This is a genomic window from Streptomyces sp. NPDC003038, from assembly GCF_040611115.1.
In the GTDB taxonomy this organism is placed as follows: domain Bacteria; phylum Actinomycetota; class Actinomycetes; order Streptomycetales; family Streptomycetaceae; genus Streptomyces.
On record NZ_JBEXNN010000027.1, the window covers coordinates 38,308 to 59,395 of the forward strand.

At 71.9% G+C, this 21,088-nt stretch carries 16 protein-coding genes; 6 read left to right on the forward strand and 10 right to left on the reverse strand.

Annotation, left to right across the window (positions count from 1 at the left end; all coding sequences use genetic code 11):
• Positions 1 to 231: 231 nt before the first annotated feature.
• Together typA and ABZX75_RS26745 are read right to left on the reverse strand one after the other, a co-directional pair.
• Positions 232 to 2,136, reverse strand: coding sequence for a translational GTPase TypA (gene typA / locus ABZX75_RS26740; protein ID WP_355414817.1), 1,905 nt, complete (start codon positions 2,134 to 2,136; stop codon positions 232 to 234).
• A gap of 403 nt (positions 2,137 to 2,539) precedes the next feature.
• Positions 2,540 to 5,029, reverse strand: a complete 2,490-nt coding sequence (locus ABZX75_RS26745; RefSeq protein ID WP_355414819.1) for an ABC transporter family substrate-binding protein — start codon at positions 5,027 to 5,029, stop codon at positions 2,540 to 2,542.
• Positions 5,030 to 5,374: 345 nt separating this feature from the next.
• Here ABZX75_RS26745 and ABZX75_RS26750 point away from each other — a divergent pair, with 345 nt between their 5' ends.
• The 6 genes from ABZX75_RS26750 (at position 5,375) to ABZX75_RS26775 (ending at position 12,215) form a co-directional block, all read left to right on the forward strand.
• On the forward strand, positions 5,375 to 5,596 hold the full coding sequence (locus ABZX75_RS26750; protein WP_355414821.1) for a hypothetical protein: 222 nt from the start codon (positions 5,375 to 5,377) through the stop codon (positions 5,594 to 5,596).
• Positions 5,597 to 5,737: 141 nt separating this feature from the next.
• The gene (locus ABZX75_RS26755; RefSeq protein WP_355414823.1) at positions 5,738 to 6,562 is read left to right on the forward strand and encodes a hypothetical protein; all 825 of its coding nucleotides are present in this window, start codon (positions 5,738 to 5,740) and stop codon (positions 6,560 to 6,562) included.
• A 1-nt stretch (position 6,563) separates the two neighbouring features.
• The gene (locus tag ABZX75_RS26760; RefSeq protein ID WP_355414825.1) at positions 6,564 to 8,498 is read left to right on the forward strand and encodes a fumarate reductase/succinate dehydrogenase flavoprotein subunit; all 1,935 of its coding nucleotides are present in this window, start codon (positions 6,564 to 6,566) and stop codon (positions 8,496 to 8,498) included.
• A complete protein-coding gene (locus tag ABZX75_RS26765; protein ID WP_355414827.1) occupies positions 8,495 to 9,271 on the forward strand; it encodes a succinate dehydrogenase/fumarate reductase iron-sulfur subunit in 777 nt (258 codons plus the stop codon). The genes ABZX75_RS26760 and ABZX75_RS26765 overlap by 4 nt, the downstream gene beginning before the upstream one ends.
• Before the next feature lie 69 nt (positions 9,272 to 9,340).
• Positions 9,341 to 11,431 carry a TPM domain-containing protein gene (locus ABZX75_RS26770; protein WP_355414887.1) on the forward strand — a complete coding sequence of 697 codons (2,091 nt, stop codon included), beginning with the start codon at positions 9,341 to 9,343 and terminating at the stop codon, positions 11,429 to 11,431.
• A 64-nt stretch (positions 11,432 to 11,495) separates the two neighbouring features.
• Entirely contained in the window at positions 11,496 to 12,215 is a 720-nt protein-coding gene (locus ABZX75_RS26775; protein ID WP_355414829.1) for a PspA/IM30 family protein, read from the forward strand.
• Between the two features lie 168 nt (positions 12,216 to 12,383).
• Here ABZX75_RS26775 and ABZX75_RS26780 read toward each other — a convergent pair whose 3' ends face one another.
• From ABZX75_RS26780 to ABZX75_RS26815, 8 genes are all read right to left on the reverse strand, one after another.
• Complete coding sequence (locus ABZX75_RS26780) at positions 12,384 to 14,984, reverse strand: SpoIIE family protein phosphatase (protein WP_355414889.1); 2,601 nt, start codon at positions 14,982 to 14,984, stop codon at positions 12,384 to 12,386.
• 214 nt (positions 14,985 to 15,198) lie between these two features.
• Positions 15,199 to 15,627 carry an ATP-binding protein gene (locus ABZX75_RS26785; RefSeq protein WP_355414831.1) on the reverse strand — a complete coding sequence of 143 codons (429 nt, stop codon included), beginning with the start codon at positions 15,625 to 15,627 and terminating at the stop codon, positions 15,199 to 15,201.
• 292 nt (positions 15,628 to 15,919) lie between these two features.
• Positions 15,920 to 16,312 carry a (deoxy)nucleoside triphosphate pyrophosphohydrolase gene (locus ABZX75_RS26790; protein ID WP_355414833.1) on the reverse strand — a complete coding sequence of 131 codons (393 nt, stop codon included), beginning with the start codon at positions 16,310 to 16,312 and terminating at the stop codon, positions 15,920 to 15,922.
• 39 nt (positions 16,313 to 16,351) lie between these two features.
• A complete protein-coding gene (locus ABZX75_RS26795) occupies positions 16,352 to 16,537 on the reverse strand; it encodes an SPOR domain-containing protein (protein ID WP_266934457.1) in 186 nt (61 codons plus the stop codon).
• Positions 16,538 to 16,954: 417 nt separating this feature from the next.
• Positions 16,955 to 17,176 (reverse strand): hypothetical protein, encoded by a 222-nt coding sequence (locus tag ABZX75_RS26800; protein WP_355414835.1) that lies wholly within the window; start codon positions 17,174 to 17,176, stop codon positions 16,955 to 16,957.
• Positions 17,177 to 17,207: 31 nt separating this feature from the next.
• Positions 17,208 to 17,960 carry a GntR family transcriptional regulator gene (locus tag ABZX75_RS26805; RefSeq protein WP_355414837.1) on the reverse strand — a complete coding sequence of 251 codons (753 nt, stop codon included), beginning with the start codon at positions 17,958 to 17,960 and terminating at the stop codon, positions 17,208 to 17,210.
• A gap of 137 nt (positions 17,961 to 18,097) precedes the next feature.
• A complete protein-coding gene (locus ABZX75_RS26810) occupies positions 18,098 to 19,246 on the reverse strand; it encodes a DUF4190 domain-containing protein (RefSeq protein ID WP_355414839.1) in 1,149 nt (382 codons plus the stop codon).
• A 198-nt stretch (positions 19,247 to 19,444) separates the two neighbouring features.
• Positions 19,445 to 21,016, reverse strand: a complete 1,572-nt coding sequence (locus ABZX75_RS26815) for a S8 family peptidase (RefSeq protein WP_355414841.1) — start codon at positions 21,014 to 21,016, stop codon at positions 19,445 to 19,447.
• Positions 21,017 to 21,088 lie beyond the last annotated feature (72 nt).

Here is a 21,088-nt window from a genome sequence, read left to right on the forward strand (position 1 = left end):
CACCGCATGGCGAAAACCCGAAATCCGGACAAACGGATAGGAGACAGACACGTGCGAAACGGACGGTTAGCTCAACTTCCGGAGTGTCACGGTCGGTATGCGGACACCAGAACCTCGTAATCCGCTTGACAAACGCGAACAGCCCCTCTCGCCATGAAGAACATGGCGGGAGGGGCTGTTCGTTGATCGATCTTCAGCCAACGGCCAAGCGGTGACCGGGGGTTGCCGGTACTACTTGGCGGACTTGGCGCGCGACGCGGTGCGCGAGCGCTCCTTCTGGTCCAGGACGACCTTGCGGATGCGGACGGCCTCCGGGGTCACCTCGACGCACTCGTCGTCGCGGCAGAACTCCAGGGACTGCTCCAGGGAGAGCTTGCGCGGCGGCACCACGTTCTCGGTGTTGTCCGCCGAAGCCGCACGCATGTTGGTGAGCTTCTTCTCCTTGGTGATGTTCACGTCCATGTCGTCGGAGCGCGAGTTCTCGCCAACGATCATGCCCTCGTACACCTCGGTGCCGGGGTCGGTGAACAGGACACCGCGCTCCTGCAGGTTGATCATCGCGAACGGCGTCACCGAGCCCGCGCGGTCCGCGACGAGCGAACCGTTGTTACGGGTGACCAGCGGGCCGAACCACGGCTCGTAGCCCTCGTGGATGGAGTGGGCGATACCGGTACCGCGGGTGCCCGTCAGGAACTCCGTACGGAAGCCGATGAGGCCGCGGGACGGGACGACGAACTCCATGCGGACCCAGCCGGAGCCGTGGTTCGACATGTTGTCCATGCGGCCCTTGCGGACGCCCATGAGCTGCGTGACCGCGCCCATGTGCTCCTCGGGAACGTCGATCGTCATGCGCTCGACCGGCTCGTAGGTCTTGCCGTCGATCTGCTGCGTGACCACCTGCGGCTTGCCGATGGTCAGCTCGAAGCCCTCACGGCGCATCTGCTCGACCAGGATGGCGAGCGCGAGCTCACCACGGCCCTGGACCTCCCAGGCGTCCGGGCGCTCGGTGTCGAGGACGCGGAGCGAGACGTTGCCGACCAGCTCGCGGTCGAGGCGGTCCTTGACCTGGCGGGCGGTGACCTTGCGGTCCTTGACCGCGGACTTGGCGTCCGCGCCCTTGCCGCTGCCGCCGCGGCCGACCATCGGGGAGGTGTTCGTACCGATGGTCATGGAGATCGCCGGCTCGTCCACCGAGATCAGCGGCAGGGCGATCGGGTTCTCAGGGTCGGCCAGGGTCTCGCCGATCATGATGTCGGGGAAACCGGCGACCGCGCAGATGTCACCCGGGCCCGCCACCTCGGCCGGCTTGCGGGCGAGCGCCTCGGTCATCATCAGCTCGGTGATGCGGACGTTGGAAATCGTGCCGTCACGCTTGATCCACGCGACGGTCTGGCCCTTGCGCAGCTCGCCCTGCTCGACGCGGACCAGCGCGATGCGGCCGAGGAAGTTGTCGGCGTCCAGGTTGGTGACGTGGGCCTGGAGGGGGGCCTCCTCGTCGTACACCGGGGCCGGGACGTGCGCCAGGATGGTGGAGAAGAAGGGCTCCAGGCTGTCGCTGTCCGCGGGGACGGTGCCGTCCTCCGGCTTGGTCAGCGAGGCCACGCCGTCACGGCCGCAGGCGTAGACGATCGGGAACTCGATCTGGTCCTCGTCCGCGTCCAGGTCGAGGAAGAGGTCGTACGTCTCGTTGACGACCTCGTCGATCCGGGAGTCCGGGCGGTCGGTCTTGTTGATGCAGAGGATGACCGGCATCTTCGCCTGCAGGGCCTTGCGCAGGACGAAGCGGGTCTGGGGCAGCGGACCCTCGGAGGCGTCCACCAGCAGAACGACGGCGTCCACCATCGACAGACCGCGCTCGACCTCACCACCGAAGTCGGCGTGGCCGGGGGTGTCGATGATGTTGATCGTGATCGGGGCCCCGCCGTCCTTGGGGTGATACTTCACCGCCGTGTTCTTGGCGAGGATCGTGATGCCCTTCTCACGCTCCAGGTCGTTCGAGTCCATCATGCGGTCGTCGAGGTGCTGGTGGGCGGCGAAGGCACCGGCCTGCTTGAGCATGGCATCGACGATGGTCGTCTTGCCATGGTCGACGTGGGCGACGATGGCGACGTTACGGATGTCGTGGCGCGTGGGCACTTCGGCGCTTCTCCCGGGATCGTGGATGGCGGCGCGTACGGTCCGGCACGCGAGCCTCGACCGGGCGGAAAACCTGCCACGGCCTTACCCCATGGTACGTCGAGTAGCGGGAACCGCCTGCCGGGGGGTCTGTCAAGAGGCCGGACGACTGAGAACGGCCGAGGTCGGGGTGGGGAATCTCGGCCGCCGGTCCTGCCTGTGTTCGTGCGGGTCAACGGGTATCCACGACCTTGCCCGCCGCGGATCCGGCGGGCAAGCGACTTGAGTCACATTTGAGCTCGGGGCCGTCGTCCGGCACCGGTTTGTCACCGAAACGACCGGAGGATGCCCCGGCCCTTCCGGGCCGGGGCGTCGGGGGCCAGGAGCGTCGCCTGAGCAGCGCCGGCCCAGGCCCGCTCCGTCACTACTTCTTCTTGTCCTTGGCCGTCGGCGGCTTCTTCCAGCCGATGTCCTGGAAGCGGGGCGAGCCGAGACCGAAGGCGCCGGCGTTGACCACGGCCGGCTTGGCTGCCACCAGCTCCGGGCGCTGGTAGAGCGGGATGGAACCGGCGGCGGCCCAGATCCGGGCGTCCGCCTTGCGGATCAGCTCCCGGGACTCCCCCTCGTCCAGTTCGCCGAGCGCCTGGTCGAAGAGCTGGTCGATGTGGTCGGTGCCGACCCGCGTGTAGTTCTGCTCGACCAGGAGCGAGCCGTCGGCGGCCGGCTCCGGCTTGGTGAAGATGGGCCGGGCGTCGGTGGCGGGGTAGGCGGTCGTCGGCCAGGAGTAGAGGGCCAGGTCGAACTGGCCCGAGGCGATGTGGTCCTTGAAGAAGCTCTCGTCGGCCACCTTGGTCGTCTCGGTGTTCACGCCGACCTTCTGCAGCATCTGGGCGATCCGCTCGCCGACCGTGCGCAGGGACTCGGAGCCGGGGCCGGCCGGGAGGACGAAGCGCAGGGTGAGCGGCTTGCCGTCCTTGGCGAGCACGGAGCCCGAGGTACGGACGGCCTGCTTGGCGGGGGGCGGGGAGGCCTCGGCGGCATCGGCCGCGTCGCCGTCCCGGGCGGGAGTGCGCTTGCCGTCGTCCACGGCCCCGGCCCTGCGGGCCTGCGCGAGGAGGGAGGCCTCCTGCTGGGCGGCGAACGGAGCGGGGGCCAGTACCGGGGAGGGCTGGTCCCGGGGGCCCTCGGCGAAGCGGTCGGCGTCGACGATCTCGCCGTCGGAGCCGTGCTCCGGGCTTTCCGGCAGGTACCGGTACACGGGCAGGCCGTCGCCGCTGTGCCCCTCGTGGTCGGCGGGGGCGGCCGGGGCCGCTCCGGGGTCCGCGGGGGCGGCTCCCGGCTCGGCGGCCACCGGACCCGCCTTCGGCCCCAGGACCTTGCCACGGGCCGCCGCCGCGCGCAGGTCGGCGGTCGCCGACCGCAGATCACCGTTGCGCTCGTCGTCCTGGCCGACGATGTATAGGCCGTCGTTGCCGGTGCCCGGGCCCGACGGGGTCTTCCCGTCGTCCTGCCCTGCGTTCTGCGGGCCCGCCTTGGCGCCCGGAGGCTCGGTGAGCTTGCCGCCCCGGCGCCAGCCCGCGTCCGCGAGCAGCGCCTGCGCCGCCTGGGTGTCCTGCCCGCCGAGGGTCTTGCTGTTGTCCGCGTACGCCCGCTGCCCCGCCAGCGCCACGTGGCTGCCGACCGGCTTCGCAGGCAGGCCCAGGGGCTTCAGTACGATCTCGGCCAGCGCCTGCCGGTCAAGGGCCCGGGCCACCGCCCGGCGCACCCGTCCGTCCGCCAGCGGGCCGGACGCCCCGTTCATCGCCAGCTGGGTGTAGGCCGGCTCCAGGGACTTCCGTACGGTGAAGCCCCGCAGGGCCACCTGCTCGTCGGCGTACCGCTGCACCGCCTCGGCCTTCTTCCGGCGGCTCTCCTGCTCCGCCGCAGCCTCGCCCTCGTCCGCGCCGAAGGCGGTCGCCCACGACAGCGTGGCCTGCGCCGCGGTCAGCGAGGCGGCCGGTCCGTGGGCCGGGGCCCCGCCCGAGCCCGCGCCGCCCCGGCGGTCGGCGTCCCGGTGGGCCAGCGCGATGCGGTCGGCGCCCGCACGGTCGATCTCCGCCAGATCGAGCCTCCCCGCGGCCAGCGCGGCCGGGCGCTCCGCCCGGGGCACGGCCGTCAGGACCAGGGTGTCCAGCTTGGCCTGGTGGCCCCACCAGCGGGGGTTGCGGGTCAGGGTCGCGGTGCCGGTCTTCCGGTCGAGGGCCCCGAGGTTGAAGGGTCCGGCGGTGGCCTGGAGGGCGCTGCGGGCCCCTTCGTTGAAGGCATCCGGCGTGCCGGTGACCTGCTTCGGGTAGAGCGGGGTGAACAGCGAGCGCCAGTCGGTGTACGGCTTGGCGAAGGTGACCTTGACCTCCAGGTCGGTCTTGCCCCGCTCGATCTTCTCGATCCGCTCGTAGCCCGCGTTGCGGGCCGTCCAGTACGCCGAGTTCTTGCCGTTCAGGGCGCGCCACTGCGCCACGAAGTCGGCGGCGCCGATCTCACGGCCGTCGCTCCACACCGCCTGCTGGTGCAGCTTGTACAGGACGACCTGCTTGGGCTCCCGCTCGATGACCTCGGCCTTCTCCAGGTAGTCGGGATTGGCCACCGGCCGCCCCTTGGCGTCCAGTACGTACAGCTGCGGCAGCACGGCTCCGGCGATCCGGGTGGTGGTGGCGTCCGCGTCCGCCTGGAAGGTGTTCAGGGTCCCCGGAAGCGAGTCCACGGCCCAGCGCAGGACGCCCCCGTCGGCGACCCGGTCGCGGGCCGTCGCGGCGATGTCCTGTCCTGCGGCGGCCGGTCCGCCCTCGTCGTCACCCGCGCCGCAGCCCGCGAGCAGCGGCAGTGCGAGGACTCCCGAGGTCAGGAGCGCCAAGGACCTGCGCCTTCTCTGGGACATGGGTGGTACCTCCGGGGGCGGGGCGTGGGGGAAGCATGATCACGTTCGGCGGTATATGGAGCTGATCACACCGGTTGCCGGAACCCACTGAAATCCACGGCCGGGCGCACCTCTCGCAGCGCCCGCGCGCCACGCCGCGAACCCCACCCGTGCGGACCAATGCCACGGCGGGGCGGACGGGCATTCCCCCGCAAGAGGGATGAGAATGGGGTCAGGGAGGGGCGCACAGTTCACGCCTGCGCGCCCGCAATCGCTGCACGTCCCTTCACAACCGGGGACGGGAAGCGCGAGACTCGCAGGCGCACATGGGCGTTGCCACCGCACCCGCGGAAGTGAGGGCAGGTCATGTCTCTGCAAGACGATCTCAGTGCCGTACGGCGCAACCTGGACGAGCTGACACGCAAGGTCGAGCAGCTGGAGCAGCAGGCCAAGCGGCAGAAACCGGCGCCGGCGGCCGGGCCGGACACGTCCCTGATGGTGACGGTCCCGGACACGCCGTACGACAGCTCGCTGTGGACGGACTCCGACGACGAGGGCCTCGGCGCCCGCGACCGCCACGCCCCCTGAGCCCGGCGGCCGCGGCCGACGGCCGCAGCCGCGTCCACCGCCTCGTCCACCGCCGCACGACTTCTACGCGTACCCCGGGAGGCCCAGCCGTCCGCGGCCGGGCCTCCCGGCCACCCTTCATCACTCCACCCGGAGTCCCCTTTGGCCACAGGCACAGAACCAGCCCGGCAGCGGCCCGCGGGCGTCCACGACCCCTCCCGGGCCGCGATCGCGGCCCGGCACCTGCGGACCGACCGGTGGTGGCTGGCCCCCGCCGGCACCGCGGCCGGGCTGCTCGCCTTCATCGTCTACTCGACCTGGCGGGCCTTCGCCAACGCCGACTACTACGCGGCCCCCTACGTCTCCCCGTTCTACTCGCCGTGTCTCGCGGAGAACTGCCAGGAGATGCGCGACGGGCCCAACTGGGACCTCTTCGGCAGTTGGTGGGGCCTGTCCCCGGCCCTGCTGATCCTCGTCTTCCCGCTCGGTTTCCGGCTCACCTGCTACTACTACCGCAAGGCCTACTACCGGGGTTTCTGGGCCTCGCCGCCCGCCTGCGCGGTCGCCGAGCCGCACGCGAAGTACACCGGCGAGACGCGCTTCCCGCTGGTCTTCCAGAACATGCACCGGTACTTCTTCTACGCGGCGGTGCCGATCGCGGGCATCCTCACCTACGACACGGTCCTGACCTTCCGCGACGAGCGCTACGAGTGGGGCCACCTGGGGCTCGGGACGCTGCTGTTCCTGGTCAACATCGCGCTGATCTGGGCCTATACGCTGTCCTGCCACTCCTGCCGCCACATCATGGGCGGCCGGCTCAAGCACTTCTCCAAGCACCCGGTGCGCTACCGGATGTGGGGCTGGATCACCCGGCTCAACGCGCGCCACATGCAGCTGGCGTGGGCCTCCCTGATCAGCATCGCCGTGTGTGACTTCTACGTGTACCTGCTGGCCAGCGGCGCTTTCACCGACCCGAGGATCTTCTGACATGGCTCAAGTCGACCGGCAGCAGTGGGACGTGGTCGTGGTCGGGGCGGGCGGCGCCGGGCTGCGGGCCGCGATCGAGGCCCGGGAGCGGGGCGCCCGTACCGCCGTCATCTGCAAGTCGCTCTTCGGCAAGGCCCACACGGTGATGGCGGAGGGCGGGATCGCCGCCTCCATGGGCAATGTCAACGAGGGCGACAGCTGGCAGGTGCACTTCCGCGACACGATGCGGGGCGGGAAGTTCCTCAATCAGTGGCGGATGGCGGAGCTCCACGCGAAGGAGGCTCCGGACCGGGTCTGGGAGCTGGAGACCTGGGGCGCGCTGTTCGACCGCACGCCGGACGGGAGGATCTCCCAGCGCAACTTCGGCGGCCACGAGTACCCGCGCCTCGCGCACGTGGGGGACCGCACGGGGCTGGAGCTGATCCGCACCCTCCAGCAGAAGATCGTCGCCCTCCAGCAGGAGGACTTCAAGGAGTACGGGGACTACGAGGCCCGGCTCAAGGTCTTCCAGGAGTGCACGGTCACCCGGGTGCTGAAGGACGGGGACCCCGGCGGCGGCGAGCGCGTCTCGGGCGCCTTCTGCTACGAGCGCGAATCGGGCCGTTTCTTCGTGCTGGAGGCGCCGGCCGTGGTGCTGGCCACGGGCGGCATCGGCAAGTCCTTCAAGACCACCTCGAACTCGTGGGAGTACACGGGCGACGGCCACGCGCTGGCGCTCCTGGCGGGCGCGCCCCTGCTGAACATGGAGTTCGTGCAGTTCCACCCGACCGGCATGGTCTGGCCGCCCTCGGTCAAGGGCATCCTCGTCACCGAGTCGGTGCGCGGCGACGGCGGGGTGCTGCGCAACAGCGAGGGCAAGCGCTTCATGTTCGACTACATCCCGGACGTCTTCAAGGAGAAGTACGCCGAGTCCGAGGAGGAGGGCGACCGCTGGTACGAGGACCCGGACCGCAACCGGCGCCCGCCCGAGCTGCTGCCCCGCGACGAGGTGGCGCGGGCGATCAACTCGGAGGTCAAGGCGGGCCGCGGCTCCCCGCACGGCGGGGTCTTCCTGGACGTGTCCACCCGGATGCCGGCGGAGAAGATCAAGCGGCGGCTGCCCTCGATGTACCACCAGTTCAAGGAGCTGGCGGACGTGGACATCACCGCCGAGGCGATGGAGGTCGGCCCGACCTGCCACTACGTCATGGGCGGGATCGCGGTCGACTCCGACACGGCGGCCACGGTGGGGGTGCCCGGCCTCTTCGCGGCGGGCGAGGTCGCGGGCGGCATGCACGGATCGAACCGGCTGGGCGGGAACTCGCTCTCCGACCTGCTGGTCTTCGGCCGGAGGGCGGGACTGTACGCGGCCCGGTACACGGCCTCGCTCGAAGGCCGGCGCCCCTCCGTCCCGCAGCCGCTGGTGGACGAGGCGGCGGCGGAGGCGCTGGCGCCCTTCCATGCCGCCGACGGCGCGGAGAACCCGTACACCCTGCACCAGGAGCTCCAGACGACGATGAACGACCTGGTCGGCATCATCCGGCGGGCGGGGGAGATGGCCGAGGCGCTGGAGAGGCTGGCGGCACTGCGGGAGCGCGCCTCCCGGGCGGGCGTCGAGGGACACCGGCAGTTCAACCCGGGCTGGCACCTGGCGCTGGACCTGCGGAACATGCTGCTGGTCAGCGAGTGCGTGGCCCGCGCGGCCCTGGAGCGCACGGAGAGCCGGGGCGGGCACACCCGTGAGGACTGCCCGGCGATGGAGCGGGACTGGCGCCGGGTGAACCTGCTGTGCCGGCCGGTGGCCGGCGATGACGGAAAGCCGGCCCCGGCGGATCCGGCAGCCGACCGGATCACTCTCGAGCGGACCCGCACCGACCCCATCCGCCCCGACCTGCTCGCGCTGTTCGAGAAGGAAGAGCTGGTCAAGTACCTCGCCGAAGAGGAGCTCTACGAGTGACTACCTACGATGCCGCGTTCCGGATCTGGCGGGGCGACGCGCAGGGCGGCGAGCTGCGGGACTTCACCGTCGAGGTGAACGACGGCGAGGTGATCCTGGACATCGTCCACCGGCTCCAGGCGACCCAGGCCTCGGACCTGGCGGTGCGCTGGAACTGCAAGGCGGGCAAATGCGGCTCGTGCAGTGCGGAGGTCAACGGCAGGCCGCGGCTGATGTGCATGACGCGGATGTCGACCTTCTCCCGGGACGAGACCATCACGGTCACTCCGCTGCGGGCGTTTCCGGTCGTCCGGGACCTGGTGACGGACGTGTCCTTCAATTACCGCAAGGCGCGGGAGGTGCCGGCCTTCGTGCCGCCGGAGGGGCTGGCTCCGGGCGAGTACCGGATGCGGCAGGTGGATGTGGAGCGCTCGCAGGAGTTCCGCAAGTGCATCGAGTGCTTCCTGTGCCAGGACACCTGTCATGTGGTGCGCGACCACGAGGAGAACAAGAGCGCCTTCGCCGGTCCGCGCTTCCTGATGCGGGTGGCCGAACTGGACATGCACCCCCTGGACGCCGCCGCGGAAGCGGGCCTGGACCGCAAGCGCTCGGCTCAGGAGGAGAACGGGCTCGGCTACTGCAACATCACGAAGTGCTGTACGGAGGTCTGCCCCGAGGGCATCAAGATCACCGACAATGCCCTGATCCCGCTGAAGGAGCGGGCGGTGGACCGCAAGTACGACCCGCTGGTGTGGCTGGGGAACAAGATCCGCCGCCGCTCCGGTTCCGAGTAGTCGGCGCCCCGCGCTCGGGAGGAGTTCCGGGTGCGCGGGCGGTGAACCGCCCATACCCTCCCAAATGTGATGGCGCCGAGAAGCAGGACGAAGACACGCACCGCCGCCGGGATATCCGTACGGGCCGGACTCGCCCTGGCCGCCGCGCTGCTGGCGCTCGGCGGCTGGGGAGTGGCCGCAGGGCCGCCCGCGCGCGCCGAGGATCCCGTCACCCTGTCGCAGCAGGGGCAGATCACCGACCGCGTCGGCGCCCTCGGTGACCGGAGGGCCGCCGTCACCGCCGCGCTCGACTCGCTGTACGCCGACCGGAAGATCCAGCTCTTCGTCGCGTACGTGCACGACTTCTCCGGGCGCTCCGCCCAGAGCTGGGCCGACGCCACCGCGCAGCGCAACGGCCTCGGCCGGGACGACGTCCTGCTGGCCGTCGCGACCGGTGCCCGCCAGTACGCCTATTCCGCCGATACCGAGTCCGGTTTCACCGAGGAGCAGCTCGCCGCCGTCGCCCGGACGGCCATCGAGCCGGCCCTGAAGCAGAACGACTGGGCGGGCGCCGCGATCGGCGCGGCCGACGGCTACAACGCCGTGCTCGGCGGGCTGCCCGTACCCGTACCCGCCATCACCCCCGGCGAAGCGGATCCCGGCGGTGGTGCGGGCGGCGAGAGCGGGGCCGGCGACTTCGTGCTCCCGGTGGTCGCGGTCGGCGCGGCCGGAGCGCTGGGGGCGTACGCGTACAGCCGCCGCAGGCGCAAGGGCGGCAGTGGACGCGGTACGAAGATCCAGGAGGGCTGGGGCGAGCAGACGGCGGCGCGGCTCCCGCTGCCCGAGCTGGACGCCGAGGCGAAGGCGCTGCTGGTGGAGACCGACGACGCGATCCGTACCAGCACCGAGGAACTCGGCTTCGCCACCGCACAGTTCGGTGACGCGGCCGTCGGGACCTTCACCGAGGCCGTGGAACGCGCCAAGGCCGAGCTGACGCAGGCCTTCCGGCTGCGCCAGCAACTCGACGACGCCTACCCGGAGGACGACGCGACCCGGCGCCGCATGCTGGACGAGATCGTCGCCCGCTGCCACGAGGCGAACCGGCGGCTCGACGCCGAATCGGCGGACTTCGACCGGCTGCGGGACCTGGAGAAGAACGCCCCCGAGGCGCTGGCGACCCTGGAGACCCACTTCCGGGCGCTGACCGGCCGCACCACCACGGCGGAGGCGACCCTGGCCGCGCTGGGCCGGCGGTACGCGGACTCCGCCTCCGCGCCCGTCGCCTCCAACCCGGAACAGGCCAAGGACCGGCTGCTCTTCGCGACGACCAGCCTGGGCCAAGCCCGCGCGGCGATCGACGGCGGCGACCGCGGCAGAGCGGCCGTGCACGTACGGGCCGCCGAGGGCGCGGTGGACCAGGCGGCGACCCTGGTCGACGCGGTCGAGCGGCGGGCGCAGGAGCTGGCGGAGGCGGCCCTGAAGCTGCCGGGCGCCGTGAAGGAGACCGAGACCGATCTCGCGGACGCGCGCGGCCTGCTGAGCGGAACCCCGGAAGGGGTCTCGACGGCGGACCTGCGCGGGCGGATCGGCCGGGCGGAGTCCGTACTGGCCGACGTACGGCGGGAACAGACGGCCGACCGGTACGACCCCATCGACGCCCTGCGCCGGGTCGAGGAGGCGGACGCGGCCCTGGACGAGGCGCTGGCCGGGGCGCGCGAGCGGGAGAGCGGCCGGCAGCGGGCGGCGGCCCTGCTCGATCCGGCGCTGCTCTCGGCCCGCAGCGCGATCGGCGCGGCGACGGACTTCATCACCACCAGCCGGGGCGCGGTCGGCAGCCAGGCCCGTACCCGCCTGGCGGAGGCCGGGCGGCACCTGGAGCGGGCGGCGGCGCTGACGGGCTCGGATCCGGCGGGCGCGCTGGCGGAGGCCCAGCGGGCGGATGCGCTGGCCCGGCAGGCGCAGCAGCTCGCGGAACAGGATGTGGGGGCGTACCGGGACCCGTACGGCGGTGGCGGGAGCCGGCGCGGCGGCATGGGCGGCGCGGTGCTGGGCGGGATCATCCTCGGCGAGCTCCTGGGCGGCGGCGGCCGGGGCGGGGGCGGGGGCTTCGGGGGCCGCGGACCCGGCTCCTTCGGCGGCGGGGGGACCCGCGGCCGCATGGGCGGCGGCGGCCGCTTCTGAACGGCGCCGCCAAGCGCGCACTGAAAGGTCCGTCACCGACCGTCCCCCACCAGGAGAGACGACCATGAGCAAGCAGACCATCCTCGGCCGCGTCACCCAGCTCGCGAAGGCCAACATCAACGCGCTGCTGGACCAGGCGGAGGACCCGCAGAAGATGCTGGACCAGCTGATCCGCGACTACACGAACAACATCTCGGAGGCGGAGCAGGCCGTCGCCACGACCATCGGCAACCTCAGGATGCTGGAGGCGGACCACAAGGAGGACGTGGAGGCGGCCTCCGAGTGGGGCGGCAAGGCGCTCGCCGCGAGCAGGAAGGCGGACGAGCTGCGCGCGGAGGGTTCGACGGCGGACGCGGACAAGTTCGACCACCTCGCGAAGGTGGCCCTGGGCCGCCAGATGCAGTCGGAGCGGGAGGCGAAGACGGCCGAGCCGACGATCGCCGCCCAGACGGAGGTCGTCGACAGGCTGAAGTCGGGCCTGGAGTCGATGAAGAACAAGCTGACGGAGCTCCAGGCGAAGCGCGACGAACTGGTGGCCCGCGCCAAGACCGCGCAGGCACAGAACACGATGATGGACGCGGTGAAGAACATCGACGTCATGGACCCGACGAGCGATCTGCACCGCTTCGAGGAGAAGGTCCGCCGCGAGGAGGCGATGGCGCTGGGCAAGCAGGAACTGGCGGCGTCGTCACTGGACGCGCAGTTCGAGTCCCTGGACGACCTCGGCAAGGCTTCGGAGATCGAAGCCCGCCTCGCCGCACTCAAGCAGGGCCGCGCCGCGTAGCCCTCCCGGGAGGGGCGGGCGCGGCGGGATCCGCGCCGGGAGCGGGAGCGGGAGCGGGAGGGGGCGGGGCCGGGAGCGGGAGCCGCGCCCGGAGCGGCAGCCGGGCCGCTGCGCGGAGCCGCGCCGGGCTCCGCCCGAGCCCGGGGCCGAGCCCCGGCAGCCGGGCGCCTAGCCGTACATGCTCAGCAGTTGCTCCGCGGACAGTTCCGAGACCGCCTCCGCCGCCGCGCCCGGGAGCGGCAGCTCGAACCACACCGTCTTCCCCCGGTGGGTCCGCCGCGTCCCCCAGCCCGCCGACAGCAGCCCCACCAGCTGGAGCCCCCGCCCGCCCTCGTCCGTGTCACGCGCCCGGCGCCGCCGCGGCTGGACCAGGTTCGCGTCCCACACCTCGCACACCAGGGTGCGGTCCAGCAGGAGCCGCAGCCGGATCTCCCCCTCCCCGTACCGCAGCGCGTTCGTCACCAGCTCGCTCACCAGCAGCTCGGTGGTGTCCAGCAATCCCTCCAGGCCCCACGCCGGCAGCTTCGCCCGCGCCAGTTCCCGGGCCCGCCCCACCGACCGGGCCTCGCGCGGCAGCTGCCAGTCCCCCACCGCGTCCTGCGGCAGGCCCTGCACCCGCGCCATCAACAGCGCGATGTCGTCCTCGCCGTGCCGCGTGTCCAGCGTGTTCAGTACGTGGTCGCACACGTCCTCCAGCGGGCGGACGGGAACGGCCAGCGCCTCCCGCAGTCCGCGCAGCCCCTCCTCCAGCGGGTGGTCCCGCGACTCCACGAGCCCGTCCGTGTAGAGCGCGAGCAGCGCCCCCTCCGGCAGTTCCACCTCGACCTCCTCGAAGGGCTCGCCACCCACCCCCAGCGGCAGCCCGGGCGGTACGTCCAGCATCAGCGCGGGCCGCGCCGCGCCCTCGGGGTCCGGCTCTCCGTTCGCCGCCGGGGGGACGAGCACGGGCGGCATGTGGCCCGCGTTGGCGATCGTGCAGCGCCGGGTCACCGGGTCGTAGACCGCGTACACGCACGTGGCGAGGTACACCTCGGAGCGGTCCGCGTCGCGCGAGTGGAGGGCCGCCCGGGAGGCCTGCTGGGATCCTCCCGGCGCCCCGAGGCCCCGCGCGACCTCGTCCAGGGCGGTCAGCACCTCCGCCGGTTCGAGGTCGAGCAGCGCCAGGGTCCGTACGGCGGTCCGCAGTTCGCCCATCGCGACGGCGGCCCGCAGTCCGCGCCCCATGACGTCGCCGACGACCAGTGCCGTGCGGTGCCCCGGCAGCTCGATGACGTCGAACCAGTCACCGCCGACCTCCGTCGCCGCGTTTCCGGGCAGGTAGCGGCAGGCGATGTCCAGGCCCGCCGCCTCCGGGTCGCCGGGCGGCAGCAGGCTGCGCTGCAGCATCAGTGCCCGCTCGTGCTCGCGCCGGTAGAGCCGTGCGTTGTCTATGCACACGGCGGCCCGGGCGGCGAGCTCCACGGCGACCGCCCGGTCCCGTTCGCCGAAGGGTTCGCTGCCCTTCGTACGGGAGAACTGCGCGAGTCCGACCACCGTGTCGTGGGCGACCATCGGCACGACGAGGGTGGACTGCACGAGGTCCTCCGGTCCGCCGCCCTCGATCAGCCGGGGCCGCGCCGTGCGCAGCGCGAGCGCGCCGGGCGACGCCGCCGGGAAGCGGTGGATCTCCCCTACGGAAACCAGCGCGCCCGGCCCCGACAGCGGGGCGTCCGACACGGCCGAGGCGAAGGCGACCCTGCGCAGCGGCGCGGACGGCGCGCGTCCGGCGCCGGGCACGGGCGGCAGCGACGGCATCCCGGGTCCCTGCGGCCGGGCGGGCCGGTCGTCGTCGCCGAGCAGGAGCCCCTGGTACAGGTCGACGGCGGCCAGGTCGCAGAAGCCCGGGACGGTGACGTCGAGGAGTTGCCGGGCGGTGGTCTCCAGGTCGAGGGAGTTCCCGATGCGGTGCCCGGCCTCGTTGAGCAGGGCGAGATTGCGCCGGACCCCGGCGGCCTCGCGGGCGGCGAGGTGGCGGCGGGTGACGTCGGTGCCGATGCCGGCGACGCCGATGGGGCGGCCGGTGCCGCCGTGGACGCGATAGAGGTTGATGGACCAGTGGCGGTCCTCGCGGCTGCGGGGGGTGGCGCCGGTGATCCGGAGGTCGGTGATGGAGTCCCCGGTGTCCAGCACCTGCCGCAGGGCCTCGGCCATCCGGTCGGCCTCGTGGGCGGGCAGGTAGTCGTGCACGGTCCGGCCCCGGTGCTCCTCGACGCGGCCCCCGAAGACGGCCGCGAAGCGGCGGTTGGCCCGCTGCACGGTGAGGTCCGTGCCGAAGAGCAGGAAGCCGAAGGGAGATTGGCCGAATATGGCTTGCGAGGCCGCCAGATCGGATTCGATCCGGCGCAGCGCGCGTACGTCGACGACCACGCACAGGGCGGCCCGCTCGGCGGCTTCGGTCTGAGTGGGCATCACATAGATCTCGGCCACGCCGTGCACGCCGTCCCCGCCGGGGACGCGGAAGGGGATCAGACCCGTCCATTCCTTGCCGTCGAGGATCTCGGCGACCCGGCGGTGCCCGTCGGCGCGCAGCTCCGCCGGCATGAAGGCGTCGACCGGGTCACTGCCCACCGCCTGGGCCGCCGTCAGCCCGAACAGTTCCTCGGCGCGCAGGCTCCACTGGTCGATGAGCCCGTCGGGCCCGATCGAGAACGAAGCGACCTTTATGTAGTCGTATATCGAGCCAGGCGGGCTGCTGTGCCATAGGGAATCACGCCATGTCTCCCCCGGCACTCGGGCCTGATCTGCCTGCGCAGGTATCTCGCTCACGCGACCGTCCCCTCCAGCTCACCGCAACCGGACCGGCCATGACCGAAGTATTCAGCACCACGGCCCCGGACGGCACGGCGTTCACGATCACAGCAAGGTCTCATTGGTTTCGAGCCACGTCGTGTGGTCCCTCTCAGACCCCGTCCGGGAGGACCGCCCCCCGCCACCCTTCACCTTGTTACTCACCAGGAAGAGCCAACTCGAACCACACGGTCTTGCCCGACTTCCTGTGCCGTGTCCCCCAGCGCTGCGCCGAGACGGCGACGAGATGCAGCCCTCGGCCGCCCTCGTCGTCCGGTTCCGCGACCCGTTCGCGGGGCGGATCCGGAAGCGGATCGGAAACCTCGACGAGCAGCGCCGCGCACCCCGGCCCGCCCCCGGGGTCTGGTTTCCGCCACTCCAGGCGGACGCCGATGGGTCCGGACGCGTAGCGCAGGGAGTTGGTGACGAGCTCGCTGACCAGCAGGACGGTCACATCCCCTACGGAGTCGAGGCCCCAGGCGTGAAGGGTGCCGCGCACGGCGTGACGCGCGGTGCGGACGGCACCGGGCTCGGCGGGGAAGGCCCACTCGGCGCATTCACCGTCTGTGTCGATCACGCCGATCACTTCCCGGGCCAGCAGCGACCCCAGTCCGGTTCGTCTGGGACGAAAGGGGGACGAGATAGGGATTAATAGCGACATACCCGATATTCAAGGCGCCGTACCACCCGATCCCCCACGCACCAGCGCATTGTGGCGCAGACGGCCTAGAGCGCGAGCGTCACGCGCCCCCGTGCCACCGCCCGTGCGACGGGAACGCCCGCGCGCCCGCCCGCGCGTTGGCCCCCGGACCCACTCGCCCCACCCGCGCGCCCCACCCGCACGCCCCCTCGTACGGTCGTCCGCGCACGGGGCGCGTTCATCCGCGCAGTCGGCGTCCGGCCTCGGCGACCGCCGGCCGGTCCTGGTCGAGCCAGTCCACCGACTCCAGCTCCTCCGGCCCGAGCCAGCGCAGCTCGTCATGGTCCTCCAGCGGCGCGGGCACCCCGGAGACCAGCCGGGCCGTCCACACGTGCAGGACGAGGCCGGGCTTCAGCGGCCACTCCCCCGGGATCCGCTCCAGTGGCTCGGCCTCCACGCCGAGCTCCTCGCGCAGTTCGCGCACCAGCGCCTCGGGGACGGTCTCACCCGGCTCGGCCTTTCCGCCGGGCAGCTCCCAGCGTCCGGCGAGCTCCGGCGGCGCGCTGCGGCGGGCTGCCAGCAGACGCCCCTCATGACAGAGGGCTCCGCCCACGACCACTCGTATCGTCATGGGCGGAGCCTATGCCAGCGCCGTCAACAGCTGCGGCGCTCAGTTCATCGTGGCGGTGTGACCGATCCGCTCGACCCAGTAGAGCTGCTTGTGTCCTCTGTCGTCGAGGCTGTCGACGACCTTCTGGGCCTCGGCCCGGGTGGGGTACCGGCCCACCCGGTAGCGGTTGCCGTTGTCGTCCTGACGTATGACCAGCCACGGGAGCAGGGCACCGCTGTCGTTCATCGCGTTTCACCCTCCGCCGACGTACCTGCCCGGGAAACCGCATTGCGCATATGCCCGAGCTTACGCCCGACCTTTACTGAGCGGATACGGTTTTTCACGAAGAGGTACTTTGCGGGCGTACGCATCCGGCCATGGGTACGCCCGCGCCGTGCGCGCCGGTTCAGGCGGGGCGCCCGTCCGGCACCGGCAAGATCACCGCGTTGCTCTCCGCACCCTTGTGGCAGGCATCCCCGCAGGTCGAGCCGGGGGGCGGCACAGGGTGCGGATCGGCCCCCACCGGACGGCGCGGTCGGCGACGGCGGGCAGCTCGTACGCCGTCTCGCAGGCGGAACAGACGTGCACGGCGGTGTCGTCGTGGACCACGGCGTCCGGACCGGCCGGGATGTCCGGCGGTGCCGGGCCGCGCTTCCCCCCTGGTCAGCCGGCTGATCGACGGGCACGGGAGGCGAGTTGGCCGACCGGGGCGACGGTGGACAAGGCTTCCGCGTACCTGCCGGACCGGCCGAAGAACGCGAGGATCGAGACGGTGGAGTCGATCACCATCGCGCCGAAACCCGCCCGCTTGACAGGGCGGAGGCAGGCGCCCCTGAACTCGACGCGGGGCGGGGGAAGTCCGAGCCGGGCGTCGGCCCACTCCACCACGACGCGGTACGCACGGCCGGGCTTCGGGTCACCTCACCGGGAGGTGGTACGTCAGCCGGTAGCGGTCCGCCGGGACCACCACGTCGGCCGTCTCCACCGCGCGGCCCGAGGCGAAGTACGTGCGGCCGATCACCAGCACCACGTGCCCCGGGACGCCGCCGAGCAGGAGGATCTCCTCCGCCAGGCCCGGCCGGGCGCCGACCTCCTCCACCACGTTGTCCACGACCACGTCGATCGCCGCCATCCGGTCGACCACTCCGCAGCCGCGCAGCGGGCCCTCCTCCGGCAGCATCACCGGGGTCCGGCCGGTCACGGCGAGCGGCTCCCAGGAGGTCGACAGCATCATCGCCTCCCCCGCGTCGCGAAAGACGTACCGCGTCCGCATCACCCGCTCGCCCGCCTCGATGCCGAGCCGCTTCGCGATCTCGGCCGGGGCGGCCTCCTGCTCGCTGTTCGACTCCCACGTGCCGCGGGCTCCCGACTCCGCCTGCTCCTGCCGGAAGGGCGTCGAGGTGCCGCCCGTGCGGTAGCCGGAGCGCGCGACGCGCCGCGGCACGGGCTGTTCCCGTACATACGTGCCGGACCCGGACCGGCCCTCGACCAGCCCCTCCGCCATCAGGACCTTGCGCGCCTCCAGCGCCACGGTGTCGGAGACCCCGTACTCCTCGCGGATGCGGGCCTGCGAGGGGAGCCGGGCGTGCGGGGGCAGCGAACCGTCGACGATCTTCCGTCGCAGATCCCCCGCCACGCGCAGGTAGGCCGGCTGCTCACCGAAAGTCACTGGCCACTCCCATCAGGTTGACAGACAGCTACACCCTGGCAACCGACGGTTGTACATCGCAAGCAAAGGCCAAAGTTTCACCCGAAGTGATGAAGCCAGGTCACTCAAACCTGTTACCGTGCGTTACCCCGCTGCGCTCACACCGACTCGGACCACGGGCCGTCGTCCGAGTCCCCCTCGTGGTCCAGCCATTCCGGAACCGTCGTCGACAGCCCGTACGCGCCGCGCAGCGCCTTCTCGGTCTCCAGGGACATCGCGCCCAGCGCCACGTCCGCCTGCTTGTCGAACTCCTGCGCCGACCTCGCCTGCGAGGCGCGCTGCCACGCCAGGCGGGCCGCCTCGACCTCCCTGAGCTGCGCCGCGACGGCCTTCTCCAGGCCCGGGCGGGCCTTGTCCGCCTGCAGCACCTTCGCCTCGTCGCCCAGCGCCGCGTACACCTTCCGCGCCCACGCCCGGTGTTCCTCCAGCGCGTCCTCGACCTCGGCCTCGGGGGACCGGCTGATGACGAATTCCACGGCGTTCGCCGCCCGCAGGAAGGCCACCTGCTCGGGCTTCAGCGTGCGCTCGTCGCGGCGCAGACTGCCCTGGTGCTCCTCCACCGTCGTGCCGATCACGCACAGCAGCCGCCGGTCCCCCTGGCGCCAGGACTCGCGCGTCGGCGCGTAGAAGTACATCTCCGCGTCCACGGGCAGGGCCCACGTGTCCATCGCGTAGGCGTCCTGGGCCTTCCAGCACGCCTCCTCGGCATCGCGGTCCGCCTGCGCCGACCCGGGGGTGCCCGTCGGGTCGAACACGCCCGCCGAGGTGATCTCGCCGTGGTGCACCCGCGCGCAGTCCACCTTGTATATGAGAGGCCGGTCGTCCATCAGGTCGCCGCCCGGCACGTTGAAGCAGTCGCCGACGTGCAGGTCCTCGGTGTCGACGAGCTCACCCTCGACATCGGCGAACTGGCGGGCCGCGTCGAAGCGGTCGCCGACCGCGTCCGCGAACCGCTGGGCGCTCAGGGCCAGTACGGCCGTCATCGCCACCGAGACCGCCAGGCCCACGATCGCCAGCGCCTTGCCCCGTTCCCGCTTGTTCGCGATCTGTACGAGGGCCACGACGCCGAAGACGATCCCGAGCGGCGGGAGGCACAGCAGCCCGACGAGCAGCGAGGCCAGCGCGAAGCCGTTGAGCGCCGGCTCCCGCGGGTGGACGGGCGGGCCCCACACGGGCAGCGGGGACGGCGGAGGCCAGGAGTAGCCCGGTCCGGGGCCGGTGGAAGGGCTCGGCGGCGGAGTGCTCACGAGGTGGGGTGCTCCATCGAGGGACGTGGCGACAAGGGGCGCGAACGATTGCGCGAATAGTACGCAGCAGGGGCGACCGTCTCGACGGTCGCCCCTGCCGGTTCGTCCTGTTCATCGCGCCGTACGCGGAGCCTTGCGCAGTCCCGTACTCAAGGCCCCGCGCGGTGCCCTCGGTTCAGGGCCCGCAATGCAGACCCCTCAGAACTGGAGCGCCCAGGAGTCGATCTTCCCGGTGTCGACGTTCGCGTTGTCGTTCACCCGGAGCTTCCACACTCCGTTGGCTACCTCGGCGGAGGCGTTGACCGTGAAGGTCTTGATGATGTTGTCCGCGCTGCCGCCGCTGCGGTTGTGCAGGACGTAGACGGTGCCGTCGGGGGCGACGAGGTCGACCTTCAGGTCACCGATGTAGGTGTGCTTGATGTCGACCGGCACGCTCAGCGTGGCCGGGGCGTTGCCGGAGACACCGCTGACGGTGACCGGCGACTCCACCGTGGAGTTGTCGTTGATCGCGTAGTCCGCGGTGTTCTCGAAGCGCGGCCCGGGCGGGACGGTACCGCCGTCACCGATGTGGAGCAGGCGGTTCGGGGAGCCGGAGCCGGGGCTGGTCACCACGTTCGGGGTCGAGGCGCTGACCAGGGCGGACGAGATCTGGGCCGGGGTGCTGCCCGGGTTCTGCGAGAGGTAGACGGCGGCCGCGCCCGCCACGTGCGGCGAGGCCATCGACGTACCGGAGATGGTGTTGGTGGCGGTGTCCCCCGTGGCCCACGCGGAGGCGATGGAGGAGCCCGGCGCGAAGATGTCCAGGATGGAGCCGTAGTTGGAGTAGCTGGCCTTCGCGTCGCCGCTGGTGGTGGCGCCGACCGTGATGGCCTCGGCGACGCGCGCCGGGGACTTGGTCGAGGCGTCGGTGGACTCGTTGCCCGCGGCGACGGCGTACGTGATGCCGGAGGCTATGGAGTTGCGTACGGCGGTGTCGAGCGCGGAGTCGGCGCCGCCGCCGAGGGACATGTTCGCCACGGCCGGCTTGACCGCGTTCCGGGTCACCCAGTCGATGCCCGCGACGACCTGGGCCGTCGTACCCGAGCCCTGGTTGTTGAGCACGCGGACGCCGACGATCTTGGCCTTCTTGGCGACGCCGTACGCGCCGCCCGCGACGGTGCCGGCGACGTGCGTGCCGTGGCCGTGCCCGTCCTGGGCGGTGTTGTCGTTGTCGATGGCGTCGTAGCCGTAGGAGGCGCGGCCACCGAAGTCCTGGTGCGTGATGCGGACACCGGTGTCGATGACGTACGCGGTGACGCCCTCGCCGGCCTTGTCCGGGTAGGTGTAGCTCTGGTTCAGCGGGAGCGCGCGCTGGTCGATGCGGTCCAGACCCCAGGACGGCGGGTTGGGCTGGGTGGCGTCGACGGTGAAGGTCCGGTTCTGCACGACCGACTTGACCGCCGGGTCGGCGGCGAGCTTGCGGGCCTGCGCCTCGGAGACCTCGATGGAGTAGCCGTTGAGGGCGGCGCTGTAGGTACGGTCGATCTTCGCGCCGTACCGCGCGGCGACGGCCTTGCCGCTGGCGTCGGTGGAGCGGGCGGCGGAGTCGTGCAGGGTGACGATGTAGCTGCCGGAGACGGATCCGGCGGCGCCTGCGTTCTCGATGACGCCCAGTGCTCCGTGGTCGGCTGCCGAGGCGGGTAGGGCGGCGGCCGCGCCGAGCGCGAGGGCCACGACGGCGGTCGCGCTGATGCCGGCGATTCTCCGGCGGGTGTGACGCATCACGGACATGTGAGGGGTCCTCCTCATAAGTGGTGCGCTGCGGGGGGTGAGGCGGGAACCTTTCAGGCATGGTCATGTCAA

Bases quoted from the DNA above. Each gene is read 5' to 3' on its own strand.
- ABZX75_RS26750 (WP_355414821.1), top strand. From the start codon at position 5,375: ATGTCTCTGCAAGACGATCTCAGTGCCGTACGGCGCAACCTGGACGAG.
- ABZX75_RS26790 (WP_355414833.1), bottom strand. From the start codon at position 16,312: ATGACGATACGAGTGGTCGTGGGCGGAGCCCTCTGTCATGAGGGGCGT.
- ABZX75_RS26760 (WP_355414825.1), top strand. From the start codon at position 6,564: ATGGCTCAAGTCGACCGGCAGCAGTGGGACGTGGTCGTGGTCGGGGCG.
- ABZX75_RS26745 (WP_355414819.1), bottom strand. From the start codon at position 5,029: ATGTCCCAGAGAAGGCGCAGGTCCTTGGCGCTCCTGACCTCGGGAGTC.
- ABZX75_RS26795 (WP_266934457.1), bottom strand. From the start codon at position 16,537: ATGAACGACAGCGGTGCCCTGCTCCCGTGGCTGGTCATACGTCAGGAC.
- ABZX75_RS26770 (WP_355414887.1), top strand. From the start codon at position 9,341: ATGGCGCCGAGAAGCAGGACGAAGACACGCACCGCCGCCGGGATATCC.
- ABZX75_RS26775 (WP_355414829.1), top strand. From the start codon at position 11,496: ATGAGCAAGCAGACCATCCTCGGCCGCGTCACCCAGCTCGCGAAGGCC.
- ABZX75_RS26815 (WP_355414841.1), bottom strand. From the start codon at position 21,016: ATGTCCGTGATGCGTCACACCCGCCGGAGAATCGCCGGCATCAGCGCG.